This window comes from Alginatibacterium sediminis, from assembly GCF_003610775.1.
GTDB classification, from domain to species: Bacteria; Pseudomonadota; Gammaproteobacteria; order Enterobacterales; family Celerinatantimonadaceae; genus Alginatibacterium; species Alginatibacterium sediminis.
The window spans coordinates 222,515-236,560 of record NZ_RAQO01000002.1 but is presented as its reverse complement, the minus strand read 5'-3'; the positions used below and the strand labels follow the sequence as shown (position 1 = coordinate 236,560).

Here is a 14,046-nt window from a genome sequence, read left to right as displayed (position 1 = left end):
TCATGACAGCGAGAGCTAAATTAGGTTTCACTTTTGTGAACTTTGTTTGGCGCGACTCCAAGCACAAATTGATGCAGCCAGATAACTATCCTTGTATGCTGTGGTAATCAACGTGGACTACAAAATTTGGAAAAGGAAATAACTATGCGTTTTGTCTCGTGGAACGTGAACGGTATTCGAGCCGCAATTAAAAAGGACTTTTTTGAGGCCTTAGAGGGGTTTGAATGTGACGCATTGTGCCTTCAAGAAACCAAGGCTCAGGATGATCAAGTGGCTACTGCACTCGAGTCATTAGAGGGATGGCATATCTACTCTAGCTCGGCTGTAAAAAAAGGCTACTCAGGTACGGCTATTATCTCTAAAGCAGAGCCTATTTCAGTACGTTACGGTATTGGTGATGAAGCACATGACCAAGAAGGCCGCGTTATCGCAGCTGAATTTGAAAACTATTTTCTGGTCACCGTATACACCCCAAATTCTGGTGGTGAGCTTAAACGTTTAGATTATAGAGTGAGCTGGGATCAAGCATTTCTAAACTACCTGCAAAGCCTTGAATCAGAAAAGCCAGTTGTTGTTTGTGGCGATCTTAATGTGGCACACACTGAATTAGACCTGGCGCGTCCAAAGCCAAACTACAATAAAAGCGCCGGTTATATGCAGGCCGAAATTGATGGTTTGGATAATCTAGTTAAAGCTGATTTTGTTGATAGCTTTAGGGCTCTAAACCCAGAGGAAATTAAGTACAGCTGGTGGAGCTACCGCGGCGGAGCTCGGCAACGCAATGTTGGCTGGAGAATTGATTACTTTTTAGCATCCAAAGTACTGAGGGAAAGTATACAGTCGGCAGACATTTACACTGAGGTGATGGGTTCGGACCACTGTCCGGTTATGATTGAACTTAAAGACTAGTGACGAAATAGAATAAGGGACAATACTTCAGTTGGCCCTTATTCTGCTAAAATCACTTGATTTCGACCACCTTGCTTAGCTTGGTACAAGGCTCGGTCTGCGCGGCTTAAGCTGGATTGATAGTCACTTCCCAAACGTGATATGCCAATGCTTAACGTCATATGAAAACTAAGGTCATTTTCAGCTTTAAATTTATGTGCTTCAAAGTCACCACGGATCTGCTGCGCAACCTCTACGGCTTTTGCCGGGGAGCAGTTCTTAATCATAATCGCAAACTCTTCGCCGCCGAGCCTAGCAACTAGGTCTTCATTTCCTATATGTTCTGAAAACAGTTCTGCTGATTGTGCTAGTGCAATGTCTCCGACGAAATGACCGTAACTGTCGTTAATGTTTTTAAAATGATCCAGATCGATTAATAGCACTGCGCAGTCAGGTTTTGCGTGAATCGCTAACTTAATTTGTTCGATAAAGTGTCGGCGGTTAGATAGCTTTGTAAGCGAATCGGTTTGAGCTAAGTAAATGAGCTCTTGGTTTTTATCTTCAAGTCGGCGGCTAAAGTTTAGATAGAACAAGTAAAGTGAAAAACTAACAGCGCCAACTGCGAGTGTCGTCAAAATACCATTTTGAAAAGCATCTAGTTGATACCAGGGCGGCGTGATGCGAAAACTAAGAGACAAGGAGCTTAGAACAAAAACGAAAAAAGTTAGCAGCGTCCGTAACCAATAATCGCGTCTTTCAAAAAACAGGAAACTGGCGGGTACTAACGCCAGTAAATATAGAAACATTCCCGAATCGCGACTGAGAAATATAGTGCAATAGGCGAAGCAATGTAGCAGGGGTAAAAAATGAGAAATGGTTCGAGAAATTAGCGGATAGCGAGCTTCGATGACTAGTAAAGTAAGCCCGTAAATGATGATGACAACAAAGTCTAAGCTGACTAAGAATGGTGCACCAAAAATAGCGAATAAAATAGCATGTATGCTTGATAGTAGAATGAGCATTAGCAAGTAAACTCGGTGAGTCATATGGCTGAAATTTATGCGTTCGAGTATTGATTTAGACAACAACATAGCGGTTTCGGCCATTGTTTTTAGCATTATAAAGTGCGCGATCTGCAGCTTTTAAGCTGAGATGATAGTTCTGTCCTACTTCGCTAATCCCAATACTAACACTGCGCTTAAGGGCTGGCTGAGATTCCATTTTTAGAGGGTTTTGTTGCAGCGCTTCAAGTAACTGTTCACTATATTGTTTGACTTGTTCAATACTTCTTTCGCAAAGTAAAATCACAAACTCTTCACCACCAAATCGAGCTAACAAGTCCTGCTCTTTGAGTCCCTTACTCATTTGCTGACTGATGTGGATTAGCATTTTATCGCCAATATGGTGACCGTAATTATCATTTACGGTTTTAAAGTCATCGACATCGAGCATGAGTAAGTAGTCGTTATTTGGCCCATTATCCGTGTCACCGAAACGTAGTTGAAGTTTGTCCATAAATACGCGCCGAGTTTGCAAATTGGTTAAGGCGTCGCGCTGTGAGATGCGGGTTAAACCTAATTGATAGTTCTTTAAGGTTGCGTCGAAAACAAACATGATAGCAATGCTGCCGGCAACAATTGTAGATAGGGCAATTAGTAAGGCAATGGTATTTTGAGTGGTGCTAAGGCTGTAGTAGCCATTCGGAAACAAACCGAGTTCGGTTGACCACAACAAAAAAACTGCACAAAGGATCACCGATATGCGGTGAATACCTTCTTCATTACTATAAACTAAAAAAGAGGTTGGAATGATTGCTATGGCATATAAATGCATTCCAGATTGCTTATCAAATAAGAAATTACTGTAGGCAAAGCAGTGCAGAATCAAACCATAAAAAAGCATGTTTTTGGCAAGTAAGGTTTGCTGTTTGCTTAAAGGGTAGAAACACAAAAAATACCAAAAGGTAAAGCTGATGTTGAGCACAATTAGAAGTTCAAAACCTAAACTTCCCCAAAATAGTGTGTATCCCAAGCTACCAAAAAATAAAATGTTATTCATGACGAGAGCGGCGCGGTTTCTATAATCTTCAGCCGAAGGCTGCACCGACATCATCGAGGGCTTAGGAAGCCTAAGCTTAGACAAGAACCTCTTATAAACCTTATCAATGGTACTAATTGTTGGTCTCCTTTCGCAGGAGAAACTGACGGGCTTTAAAATAGGCTGCTATCGTTTTCGCATCTATTATCTCACCGCTAAATACCTTGCCCTCAAACTCTTCAAAGCTTAGGCGCAGTGGCTCAATAAACTCGTCTTCGTCGCATTGACCAAGGCAGGGGCTGAGCTGCTGCGCCATATATATATACTGGCGTTCATCACAAAACCCGGGTGCTGGAAGCAACTCCCCTAGCTTTTGCCAGGTTTGTGCTTGGTAATTACATTCTTCAATCAACTCTCTTTTGGCACTTAGCTCTGGAGCTTCATTAGGTTCTAAGGTGCCTGCTGGCAGTTCGATTATCCATTGGTCAATGGCTGCTCGATATTGGCGAATACATAAAAGATCAAGGTTATCGAATAAAGGGACAATAACAACGGCACCTGGATGGTGAAGAAAAGTATGTTCTTGAAGTTGTTGATTGGGAAGGCGTAACTTGGCGCGTCTAACTTCAAACTTATGCCAACTAAAAGGCACCGTATGCGGTTTGCTCATAACGTAAAGTGCCTTTGCGAAGTGAATGGAGCCGCGTGCGCTTAGTTATCTAATAATAAGGGAAATTTTGATATCGAGGTAGTTTGAAGGGCGTAAAACAAGTCAAATATTTATAAAGATACGTCATTTATGAGATGAAGTGCCGCGAGTCGTCACTAGCGGCACTTCATTGGTCTAACGGCGCGTTACTTTAGTGCCCGGTTCATAGTCTGCAACATCCACACTACCTAGGTCTGCTAGATAGTCTTTAAGTACTGCAGCATCGACCAAACCACTGTTTACGAAACCTGGGTGGTCAGATAGTTTAGGGTACTTATCGCCACCAGAGGCCGAGAAGCTGTTCACTGACATACGGTAAACGAGATCGTCTTGTACTTTTTGTTTACCACGGCCATAGACATAAAGATTACTCACTTTGCCATTGGCATAGTCAAAACTAACACCGCCGAATTGAGCAAACGCGCCCGAATCAATAGGCATAGCGGCCAAAGCGGCTAAGTAGTCTTTCAGTTCAGAACCCGTCATTTCAACGTAACTTACAATGTTGGCAAATGGCTGTACTTTAAGCACATCTTTGTAGCTAATATCACCAGCTGCAATTGAATCGCGAATACCACCAGAATTGATCACACCTAGGTCAGCTTTAACTGACGTCATTTGCGCCAATGCAATCAGCTCGCCTAAATTCGTTGGTTGGAAGCGAACCACGTTACGGTCGCCTTCTAACTTACCATTACTATTAGATACAATTGCATTAAGTTCTTCTGCGCCTGAATCTTGGTAAGGCTGAAGGAAGGCCACCATAGCGGCATCTTCTGCGATAGCGTCAGCAATTAGAACGCGTTTGCTTTCACCGTCAACTTTGATTTTTTTCTTCAAATTAACCGGAATTAACTGGTAACTGTCTAAGCTAAGCTCCCCACCGATAAAGGTAAAGTCAGCGCGACCAACATATTTGCCCCATTCGTGGGCCTGCACAATAACAGTTCCGTTTTGGGTGTCTGGTACACAAGCATCACCAGCTTTAAAGTCAGTGTTGGCTTCGTTTTGTGCGGCCATACAAACTGGGTCTTGCGAATGTCCACCAACGATTAAATCTATGCCGTTAACTTCGCGCGCTAGTGTGACATCCCCTGGTGCGTTAATACTGTGCTGGGCATCAACATAATGACCCATGTGGGTTGCTGCGATAATGATCTGAGCTTTTTCGCGCAACTCTGGGACCACTTTTGCGGCTTCGTCAATTGGACTCGTAAATTGGATATCGCCTAAATATTCAGGGTTACCAATTTTCACAGTGTCATCGGTTGTTAAACCCATAACCGCAACTTGTAAGCCGTCTAGGTCAAAAATTTCGTAGGGGGCGAACAAGCGCTCTCCAGTGCTTTTCTGATAGATATTTGCAGCCAACATTGGGAAGTTAGCCCAACTTTCTTGCTTGCGTAGCACGTCTATAGAGTTATCAAATTCATGGTTTCCAATAGCCATTGCATCATAACCAATCATGCTCATACCCTTGAAATCAGGTTCAGCATCTTGCAAGTCTGACTCAGGAACACCGGTGTTAATGTCGCCACCAGAGAGCAGTAAGCTTTGGCCACCGCTTGCGGCTACGTCTGCTCGAATAGAGTCGATCAGAGTTTTACGGGCTGCCATGCCATATTCGCCGTACTTATTCGACCAAAAACGACCATGGTGGTCATTGGTGTGAATAATGGTAATTTGGTAGCTCTTTTCGGGGTCATAATTGCTAGAGGGGGTGGTTACGCTGCAGGCAACGAGAAAAAGGCCCGTGCTTATCACACTAAGCTTGAATAGATTGGATTTCATCCGTGTTTCCTTGTTTTAGTGATCTTATGGTTTCCTAAGGCTAAGCTTATGTCTCTAGTATGAAAAAATAAAGAAGGCAATTAAAAAAACTGTCCATATGATCAACTTTGATTCGCAACAACATTACTATTGGCTGCATTTTTGGGCGCTCATTGACAGTGTCGAACTGCGCCTAGGAGACTTGTTCAATGCTCAGCAAAGCCAGTGGATATCGAAGCTGCGAGCATTACCGTTTAATTCGCAATTGCTATATATTCGCTTGCTTCAGCGCAAACCCATTGTTTTCGCACAGCATAAACTAAAATATCCAGAGATTGATGAATTGGATACGGCGATAGAGTTTCTAGAGCAGAGTCAATTAATCCTGATTTCAAAAGCCTCTTGGTCACCGTATTGCGAATGCCTTACTAAATTAGAGTTACTAAGCTGCATTGACCTCAACGCTGAGCAACTTAAACCGCTAAAAAAGCTGGCTAAAGCTGAGTTCCATTTGGCTTTAAAGCAACTGCCTATTAAAGCCAACACACCTTATACAATCCTTGAGCTTAAGGATAACCCGTGGCTACAATTTCAAGCTTGGTACTTTGAAAACTCTCGCCAACAGCTTTCTGAGTTTGTGTTAACTGATATTGGACAAGTGAGTTACGAAGATTATCGAGTGGACCGCAAAAGTCGCCTTTGGCAAAATTCTCAACAGCTTAGTGACTATTGGCAGTTACTTCTCATTTCCAGCAATTTGGAATTGGCAATTTCGCCAAGTGACGAGCAAGTGACTTGGCTACAAAAGGCTCGTTTCGATTTAAGTAAACTAAGATCGATTCAAAAGCGTTGTCTAGACCTTATTGCGCGTGAACATGAGCGCCAAACTAACTTTGAGCTAGCTTTGCAGCTGTATGCCATAAGTAGCAGTGACTTTGCCAAAGAAAGGCAGGCTAGAATCCATATACAACTAACGAATTACTCAAAGGCAAAGCAGTGTTTAATAGCATATAGCTCGCCACAGGCTAACGATGGCTTGCAGCGTTTTGCTCGGGCTTTCGCCTTTCGTCAACGTAAGCACCTCGATATGGAGATCTCTGCACCAGTCCGCTATCAGGTTGAAATAGTGCAGCTGGAATGGTTTGGAAGCGATCTTGGGCCTGAACAGCAAGCGTTGGCGCAACTGGGTCAATTTGGCTGGCAAGGTTGGCATCTCGAGAATAGCTTAGTAAATAGTATCTTTGGCTTAAGCTTTTGGACGGTGTTTTTCGCCAACATACCTGGGGCTTTTAGCCATCCTTATCAACGCCGGCCCCATGATTTGTATTCGCCAGATTTTTGCCGTTTACGAGAGCAACAATTGGCGCAAGCTTGGCGCTTATTTGAAAGTGAAGATTGGCTTGAACATTTGTTAACTTGCTATCGACAAAAGCATTCTATTGCTAATCCGTGGGTTGATTGGAATCGAATGTCGGTATCCATTTTAACCACGTTGGTGTCAACCATTCCAAAACTAGTGTGGCGACAACTGTTCCAAAGGCTTTGGTTAGATTTACGACATTATCGCAGTGGAATGCCAGATCTCTTTGTTTATAAAGATGGGCGATACTGTTGGTTTGAGGTGAAAAGTCCCAGTGATAGCTTAGCTAATCATCAACGAGATTGGCTGCAGTTTCTTCGCCAGCAGCTGAATCAAAACGCGTTTGTACTAGAGCTTAGAGCCGATGCCCCTACGCTGAAAGAACAGTGCTTTGAAGCCTTGCTGCTTGATCCATAAGAAATTCTGAGTTTTTATGACATACTTTGTATAGCAATTTTGCCCTTATTCGGAGAAGAGCGTGTTCAATTTTAGTCGATTACTTAAGCCGCGTTCTCAAACTATCGCCGCTCTCGATCTAGGAAGTAATAGTTTCCATCTCCTAATTGCTGACTTGGAAGACGGAGAGCTTCGGGTTAGGGATAGGGTTAAAGAGATGGTTCGTATGGGATGGGGGTTGAAATCCGACGGCAGTCTCGATGCTGAAACATGGGAGCGCGCCTTAGAGTGTCTTTCACGTTTTGGTGAGCGTTTGCGTGAACTACAATCAGGCAACGTGAGAATTGTGGGCACTAAAACCCTGCGTAGTCTAAAAAAAAGTGAGCAGTTTTTAGCACAAGCGGAGCAGTTGCTAGGTCACCCCATCGAAATTATCTCGGGGGATGAAGAGGCGCGACTGGTTTACGTTGGGGTCGCACGCTATAAAACCCCGAAACAAGGCAAACGCTTGGTTATCGACATTGGCGGAGGCAGTGCCGAAGTTATATTGGGTCAAGCCTTGGACATCGAACTTAAAGAAAGCTTAGACATGGGGTGCGTAGCGCTCACTCGTCGGTTTTTTAAACAATCAAAAGTGAGTGCTAAACGCCTTCAAAAAGCACATGTCTATTGCGCCGGTCAACTGCAACCGGTTGTCCAAGCTTTTTTGCGCGAAACCTGGGATGAATGCCTTGGTGCATCTGGAACCATCAAGGCGGTTGCGCAAGTGTGCATTGCGCAACAATGGAGTGAAGGTGCAATTACTCTTAAATCTCTAAATAAAATAGTGAAGCTTTACCAAGAACATAGCTCTACAGAACTAAGCATTGATGGTTTGTCCAAAGATCGCGAGCCGGTCTTCTTAGGCGGTGTTGTGGTCCTGCGAGCCTTGTTTGAAGGCTTAGGAATCGAAAGCATGATCAGCGCACAGTGGGCCATAAGGGAAGCACTACTTTATGAGTTGACAGGCCGTTTGGATCATCACGATATACGTCCTGCAAGTATTCAAAAGCTCAGTGAGCGTTTTCACGTGGATCAAGATTATGCAGAACTAGTTAGTCTGAATGCATGTCATCTTTTGGAACAAGCTAGCGAAAATTGGAACTTGGATACCCAACAAGCAACACAGGCACTACAATGGGCGGCCAAATTAATCTTGGTAGGCCTTGATATCAGCCACAGTGATTTTCATAAGCATGGTTCCTATATTGTCCAGCATTTTGACTTAGCTGGCTTTTCTCGATCTGAGCAGCAGGCCTTGGCAGCCTTGGTTCGCGCCCACCGTAAGCGTTTCCCAAGTAAATTGTTTCCAATTCAAAATACCAACTTATTAAGGTTATGCTTGTTATTGCGTTTGGCAGTCATTTTAAGTCGCGGTAAAAAAAATAGCGTGACTGATACTATTGAATTTGAGGTGACTAAACATACCCTGCGTTTAACTGTCAGCCAAGAATGGGTCGCGGAGAGTCCCTTGACGATTGCCGATCTTGAAAATGAAGTTCGCTATTATGACGACCTTGGCTATCGCTTGCTGTTAGATTGCCCTGATTGTAAAGATGCATTTGATTAAGGATATCGCGTGACTAAAGAAATCCAGTGGCGAAGCCGAACCTGGGTAGTTTTCTATCGAGCTGGCCATCAAATAGAAGCCCAGCTGATCCGTGGTGCCTTTCAACAGCAAGGGCTTGAAGTGATGTTCCCGCAAAGTTTTCTTAGTGGTGGTTTGGGCGAATTACCAGGCGCAGTTTTGGAACAAGAGCTGTTTTGCCAGAAGCAGGATTTTCAATTAGCTCGCAATTTAATCACTGAATATGAGAAAAAACGCCAGCTCGACTGGTATTGTTCGACATGCAATGAAGTCAACGGCAGTAGCTTTGATTGGTGCTGGAACTGCCAAAGCGCTCATTCTGGAAACAATTCTTGACGGGGTTGGCTCAGACTAAGTTAGGGTTACTTTAGTCTTGCTTAATATGGTTTGTGCTATTATTAAACAGTTCAGACTATTTTCTTGGTGGCATGGCTCAAAACAAGCCAACTGAGGCTTTAAGCAAAGGTTCAATATGATAACGAATAACGTTAATTCAAGTAGCAATAGCTTCTATCTGGATCAAGTTCAAAAGAAGCAAGAGGAACAAGACGAGCAACTTGCTAGCGGCAAGCGCGTAAACAAGGCGTCTATTGATCCCGCTGCTTTGCAGATTGGTAATCGTTTGAGTTCTGAAATCAATGCTGACGAAGCCTATTCTCAGATTTATCAAAATCAAATTGGCCAGAACAACATCCAATCAGCACAGCTGCAATCTGATACAGAGTTACTGCAACAAAACCAAAGTTTAGCGATTCAAGCGGGCAATGGCATTTATAATGATGACGACCTTGCCGCTCTGCAAGCCCAAGCTGATGCTAACACCGAAGGGCTAAGTGATCCGTCAGCTGTCGCAGGTGTTGATATTACCAGTCCTGGTGCAGGCGACGCATACGCGGCCGCGCAACAGACTAGCGATGGTCTACAAGCTCAATTAGGTGCGCAAAGCAATGTCGCAGAGTCCGCAATCCGAAGCGCACAAGCCGCTATTGAAGCTCAGTCCGCAGCTCGTTCCCGCTTGTTGGATACAAACTACGCTCAAGCAAGTTCTCAGCAAAGTCAAAATCAAGCTTTGTTTGAGAGCTCAATTCTTTCGAGTCAAAAACAGCGTGAACAAGCCGCAGGGACTTTAAACAATATCGTTTGATTAGCTGGTAATTCAGGAAAATGCGTTGAGCTTGTTTCAGCGCATTTTTTTTGTCTCGAATTTGGCCAATAATCAGCGCACTTAAACTATTTGAGAACAACGATGATGTCTGAATCAATACATGCGCATGCGGTTATGGAACTAATGATTGAAAACGGAGGTTCGTTCACTCAGCAGTCCTTACTTGAGCTATTACAACAGCAGTTTGGAATGGATGCGCGTTTCCATACCTGCAAAGCGCAGGATAAAACTGCGGCGGAGATTATCGAGTTTTTGGAAGCTCGCGGTAAATTCATCGCCAGCGATGCTGGTTTTAACACCTCTAGCGATAAAATTTGTTCCCACTCTCACTAATTGCTGTGAGCTGAAGATCAGCGACTTAGGCGGATTAATATGCTTCGTCGCTGCCATTTAAAATGGGTGATTAACCCCCACGTAGACTTTGCTGTCTTGGTCACTTACGGCATAGGAGCCTTGCAACACTAATCCTTCAAGCATGACTCTAACACTTGCACCCACACTGTATTTCATATCTTTATGTAGCTCAGACAAGTCATAGTCATCCGCTACACGGCCTAATTCGCCAAAGGCTACCCAATGCCATGCAGGGATATTGAAACGGCGCACGAAGGGGATTAAGGGCATGGGGTTCCACTTGGGCGTAAAACGATACTCGCCGCTGTAGTAAATCGCGCTTCGATCATAAAATCGATTAGTTTGATAACCGCGCATACGCTTCCAGCCACCTAAACGAGCTCCGGCAAACCATGCTGGGCGTTGATAGGTACTTTGACCACCAACCACGCTAGTGTCATTCCACGTTGGGGTATCAATAGTCCAAAAGTTAAAGGCGAGCACTTGTTGATGTGCCCATTTGTTTTCGCCTAACGCGACATATTTTGATGCTTCGAATTCCCAGGTGTACCATTCTGGTCTTTTGCTATCACCCCAGTCACGATTAACCGTAAATTTTTGATAACTTCCACGCGTAGGGTTGGAGCGATAATCTCGGTTGTCGTACATCAGTTCAAAGCGCAAACCCACTGAACGTTCCGGCTCATCATAGGTATAGTCTGATTGATCTTGGACATTTTGTTCCCAGAAATAGGGTTCAAGTTTCAAAAAACTACGCCCGCTGGTTAAGGGGTTCCATTCTCGGCCTCCGGATTCGCTTCCGGGAACAACCACTCCGTTACGGGTATGATAAGTATGGACAGGATTGGCCCCTGCGCCATCACCAATAGGCAACAGGTAGTTCAGGTATAAACGGTATTCTTGTCCCTCTGTATGGGCAAAAACGTAGTCGTCTACATCCGAGTCGTTCGAACCAGGGCTGCCTGGATTACCTGCAGGATTTGGGCCTCTACCAGTTGTGGGTATATAAAGCTGGTCTTTAGTAAATCGTGTTGAGTAAATGAGTGCATCCACAAACAAACGATTGGCGCGCGGCATTTGCAAATCAGACATATACACAAAACCAAGGGCGCTGTCATTGGTTGATACCAAAGCCGTACCAACAAGGTTCAAGTTAGGTTGGCCGTAGCCACTCATTCCACCGCCGACTCCAGCAAACCACTCCATACCAGAGGTATAAAAGACATAGGGCAGCACTTCCCACCAACCATCTTCACCACGATCAATCGCTGCATCATCAACAACAGTGACATAACTAGCTTGGGCTGCTCCACAACTTAATAGAGCTGCGAAACATGCGGTCCTTATTGAAGATTTCAAGAGTCACCTTCCGTGGTTTTCGTTTCCAAGCGAGATCTGATTTGCCATAGGGCAAAAAAGCCGAATATAACAACTTGCAAGGCGTCACCTTTTTGGAGTATCCCTGCCTCGCGCAACGCTTTGCGGATTGTAATAAATTGTAGGCTATGCAAGATAGCAATACCGATAGCGGCAAAAAGAAAATACTTCGGTGAAGGCGGCTGTGCAAATGCGATGGCCGCGAACATACCTAACCAAATTAAAGCCATCAATGGCTTGCCGATTTTTACCAGCATACGTAAATAAGTCCTGTTAATTAACGTTTTGATATAAGGAAAAGGTCACCTGACCAGCGGTCTTGGTTTTTAGTTGGGTCCACGTACTAGGGGTTATCCAATCCTTCAGATCGCTTTCGTGTTCAATATATATTAATGCTTTTTCCTGCAAGTGATTATTCAGCAACTCACAGCTTGACGACACCAAACCTTGTCGAAATGGCGGGTCGATAAAAACGATATCATATAAAGTTGTAGTCGGTCTTGCTAGAAATGCCAAGGCATCAATTTGGTGAACTTGATAGCGTTTAGGATCCAAACTTAAACGCTTTGCGTTATCTCGAAGCAGCGCTGCAATTTTAGGGCTTAGTTCGCAGGCATCAACGTGTGCCGCGAAACGGGAAACAGCTTCTAAACCTAGACCTCCACTACCTGCAAAAAGATCCAAGCATTGGCTGTCTGGTAAATCCATGTTTAGCCAGTTAAACACTGTTTCTTTGATGCGGTCTGTGGTTGGTCTTAAGCCTTGAGCATCTGCGACTGGGAGTTTTCGGCCGCGGTATTGGCCCGAAATAATGCGAATTTGACCACTTGCAGCCGTTTTTTGAGCGCTGGATTTAACAATAGACTTTGGCATTTCGAAATAGTTTAAGATGCGAATAGTCATAAGTGTAACACGCAGCTGTGCGCGCTCTGTTCGAACTTTTGGTAAAAGCTGTAAAAATGCCTAATGCTAGCGCTTGTTGGCGATGGAGTTGACCGTTACTATTCAAGGCATCATTAATGGTCGTTATCGATATGAAAAGGAAAGTTCGTTCATGTATCGCGAGTTAACTAAATTTATTTATCGAGCTTTTAAAAGCTTGCATGCTGAAAACAAACTCCATTTATTAGGTTTCATTTTATTCATCAGCCATGGTGCAAATGCTAATCCATGGGAAGCATTCAAATCGCCACTCGATAAACCGGCCGATGCTATTGGTAGTTATAGTAATGGCTGCCTCGCAGGTGCGAAACCTTTGCCGATTGATGGTGAAGGTTACATGGTTATGCGAACCTCGCGAAATCGTTATTATGGCCACCCGTCGTTGGTCGATTTTGTACAAGACTATGCGAAATTAACCCATCAAGCTGGACTGCCTTATCTGTTGGTGGGAGATATGTCGATGCCCCGTGGTGGTAATTTCAGTTCAGGGCACGCAAGTCACCAAATTGGTCTTGATGCGGACATTTGGTTTAAGCGCCAGCAAAAAATGCTATCGATAAAGCAGCGTGAAAACATCAGTGCTGTAAGCATGGTTGATCTTGCCAATTATCGTGTACATCCTAAAAACTGGTCTGATAAACATGCCCAGATGGTGCAACTGGCTGCTAGTGATGAGCGCGTCGCCCGAATTTTTGTAAGTCCCATTATCAAACAAGAGCTATGTGCCATGGAATGGAGTGATGATGCTTGGCTTGGAAAAGTTCGACCATGGTGGGGGCATACCTATCACATGCATGTGCGGCTCAACTGCCCAGAAGGCGACACAAGCTGTGTCGATCAAGCACCTCCGCCGCCAGGAAATGGTTGTAATGATATGCAATGGTGGAAAACCACCTATGCGCAAATTGAGCGCGAAAAGAAAGACCCTTCTCTTAAAAAACCGAGCCCTCCTAAGGCTAAGAAAAAGCCTAAAATAAAACCTTCGCAATGTGAGTTGGTTTTAAGTAGTTAAAGTTGCCATACCGCGGCAGTTGTTGTCGCAATAAATGGTACTTTAAGTGCTATTTTATAAAAGCTCGGTAAGAGCTTAACCCCAAGGCTTGCTTTCGTGTAAAATCAGGCCTAAAGGCTTGTCCTTGCATTCGCAGCGGCCAAATTGAATATCAAATATAGGTTTGCAACATGGCAAAAAAGAAGGGTTTGTTTTCTTGGTTTCGAAAAGACAAGAAAGAAGCAAACGAAACAGATAAAAGTGTCGATTCTGATGCACTAGAGTCAGCTTTAGATTCCGACTTGGATGAACAAACACATTCCGAGCAAAATGCACTTGACTCCAGCCCTGAGCAACAACATCCTGCAGAGCCAGAGCCAGAGCCAGAGCCAGAGCCAGAGCCAGAGCCAGAGCCAGAGCCAGAGCCAGA

The 14,046-nt window shown here is 44.2% G+C and carries 14 protein-coding genes; 7 read left to right on the top strand and 7 right to left on the bottom strand.

The annotated features are described in order from the left end of the window. Positions 1 to 144: 144 nt before the first annotated feature. A complete protein-coding gene (locus tag DBZ36_RS02375; protein WP_120353317.1) occupies positions 145 to 909 on the top strand; it encodes an exodeoxyribonuclease III in 765 nt (254 codons plus the stop codon). Positions 910 to 947: 38 nt separating this feature from the next. Here DBZ36_RS02375 and DBZ36_RS02370 read toward each other — a convergent pair whose 3' ends face one another. From DBZ36_RS02370 to ushA, 4 genes are all read right to left on the bottom strand, one after another. Then, the gene (locus DBZ36_RS02370; RefSeq protein ID WP_158589010.1) at positions 948 to 1,994 is read right to left on the bottom strand and encodes a GGDEF domain-containing protein; all 1,047 of its coding nucleotides are present in this window, start codon (positions 1,992 to 1,994) and stop codon (positions 948 to 950) included. After that, on the bottom strand, positions 1,966 to 3,030 hold the full coding sequence (locus tag DBZ36_RS02365) for a GGDEF domain-containing protein (RefSeq protein ID WP_147394986.1): 1,065 nt from the start codon (positions 3,028 to 3,030) through the stop codon (positions 1,966 to 1,968). The genes DBZ36_RS02370 and DBZ36_RS02365 overlap by 29 nt, the downstream gene beginning before the upstream one ends. A gap of 28 nt (positions 3,031 to 3,058) precedes the next feature. Then, positions 3,059 to 3,595, bottom strand: coding sequence for an NUDIX hydrolase (locus tag DBZ36_RS02360; RefSeq protein ID WP_120353314.1), 537 nt, complete (start codon positions 3,593 to 3,595; stop codon positions 3,059 to 3,061). A gap of 174 nt (positions 3,596 to 3,769) precedes the next feature. After that, positions 3,770 to 5,425, bottom strand: a complete 1,656-nt coding sequence (gene ushA / locus DBZ36_RS02355; protein WP_120353313.1) for a bifunctional UDP-sugar hydrolase/5'-nucleotidase UshA — start codon at positions 5,423 to 5,425, stop codon at positions 3,770 to 3,772. 97 nt (positions 5,426 to 5,522) lie between these two features. Between ushA and DBZ36_RS02350 the strand changes: the two genes are divergently transcribed. The 5 genes from DBZ36_RS02350 to DBZ36_RS02330 all read left to right on the top strand — a co-directional run bounded on the left by DBZ36_RS02350 (position 5,523) and on the right by DBZ36_RS02330 (position 10,285). Then, a complete protein-coding gene (locus tag DBZ36_RS02350) occupies positions 5,523 to 7,181 on the top strand; it encodes a VRR-NUC domain-containing protein (protein ID WP_120353312.1) in 1,659 nt (552 codons plus the stop codon). Positions 7,182 to 7,242: 61 nt separating this feature from the next. Next, complete coding sequence (locus DBZ36_RS02345; protein WP_120353311.1) at positions 7,243 to 8,769, top strand: Ppx/GppA phosphatase family protein; 1,527 nt, start codon at positions 7,243 to 7,245, stop codon at positions 8,767 to 8,769. Between the two features lie 9 nt (positions 8,770 to 8,778). Beyond that, a complete protein-coding gene (locus DBZ36_RS02340) occupies positions 8,779 to 9,123 on the top strand; it encodes a putative signal transducing protein (RefSeq protein WP_120353310.1) in 345 nt (114 codons plus the stop codon). A gap of 136 nt (positions 9,124 to 9,259) precedes the next feature. Then, positions 9,260 to 9,931 carry a flagellin gene (locus DBZ36_RS02335; protein ID WP_120353309.1) on the top strand — a complete coding sequence of 224 codons (672 nt, stop codon included), beginning with the start codon at positions 9,260 to 9,262 and terminating at the stop codon, positions 9,929 to 9,931. Between the two features lie 102 nt (positions 9,932 to 10,033). Beyond that, positions 10,034 to 10,285 (top strand): YecH family metal-binding protein, encoded by a 252-nt coding sequence (locus tag DBZ36_RS02330; protein ID WP_407641478.1) that lies wholly within the window; start codon positions 10,034 to 10,036, stop codon positions 10,283 to 10,285. A gap of 57 nt (positions 10,286 to 10,342) precedes the next feature. On the opposite strand, the gene DBZ36_RS02325 is transcribed toward DBZ36_RS02330, so the two are convergent. The 3 genes from DBZ36_RS02325 to rsmD are packed head-to-tail and all read right to left on the bottom strand — an operon-like array spanning position 10,343 to position 12,586. After that, positions 10,343 to 11,665, bottom strand: coding sequence for a BamA/TamA family outer membrane protein (locus DBZ36_RS02325; protein WP_120353308.1), 1,323 nt, complete (start codon positions 11,663 to 11,665; stop codon positions 10,343 to 10,345). Further along, the gene (locus DBZ36_RS02320; RefSeq protein WP_120353307.1) at positions 11,662 to 11,940 is read right to left on the bottom strand and encodes a DUF1145 domain-containing protein; all 279 of its coding nucleotides are present in this window, start codon (positions 11,938 to 11,940) and stop codon (positions 11,662 to 11,664) included. The genes DBZ36_RS02325 and DBZ36_RS02320 overlap by 4 nt, the downstream gene beginning before the upstream one ends. 16 nt (positions 11,941 to 11,956) lie before the next feature. Then, positions 11,957 to 12,586, bottom strand: a complete 630-nt coding sequence (gene rsmD / locus DBZ36_RS02315) for a 16S rRNA (guanine(966)-N(2))-methyltransferase RsmD (protein WP_407641477.1) — start codon at positions 12,584 to 12,586, stop codon at positions 11,957 to 11,959. A gap of 88 nt (positions 12,587 to 12,674) precedes the next feature. On the opposite strand from rsmD, the gene mepA reads away from it, so the two are divergent. Further along, positions 12,675 to 13,637, top strand: a complete 963-nt coding sequence (gene mepA, locus DBZ36_RS02310; RefSeq protein ID WP_233558080.1) for a penicillin-insensitive murein endopeptidase — start codon at positions 12,675 to 12,677, stop codon at positions 13,635 to 13,637. Positions 13,638 to 14,046 lie beyond the last annotated feature (409 nt).

Bases quoted from the DNA above. Each gene is read 5' to 3' on its own strand.
- DBZ36_RS02375 (WP_120353317.1), top strand. From the start codon at position 145: ATGCGTTTTGTCTCGTGGAACGTGAACGGTATTCGAGCCGCAATTAAA.
- DBZ36_RS02370 (WP_158589010.1), bottom strand. From the start codon at position 1,994: ATGGCCGAAACCGCTATGTTGTTGTCTAAATCAATACTCGAACGCATA.
- DBZ36_RS02360 (WP_120353314.1), bottom strand. From the start codon at position 3,595: ATGAGCAAACCGCATACGGTGCCTTTTAGTTGGCATAAGTTTGAAGTT.
- ushA (WP_120353313.1), bottom strand. From the start codon at position 5,425: ATGAAATCCAATCTATTCAAGCTTAGTGTGATAAGCACGGGCCTTTTT.
- DBZ36_RS02350 (WP_120353312.1), top strand. From the start codon at position 5,523: ATGATCAACTTTGATTCGCAACAACATTACTATTGGCTGCATTTTTGG.
- DBZ36_RS02335 (WP_120353309.1), top strand. From the start codon at position 9,260: ATGATAACGAATAACGTTAATTCAAGTAGCAATAGCTTCTATCTGGAT.
- DBZ36_RS02330 (WP_407641478.1), top strand. From the start codon at position 10,034: ATGATGTCTGAATCAATACATGCGCATGCGGTTATGGAACTAATGATT.
- DBZ36_RS02320 (WP_120353307.1), bottom strand. From the start codon at position 11,940: ATGCTGGTAAAAATCGGCAAGCCATTGATGGCTTTAATTTGGTTAGGT.
- rsmD (WP_407641477.1), bottom strand. From the start codon at position 12,586: ATGACTATTCGCATCTTAAACTATTTCGAAATGCCAAAGTCTATTGTT.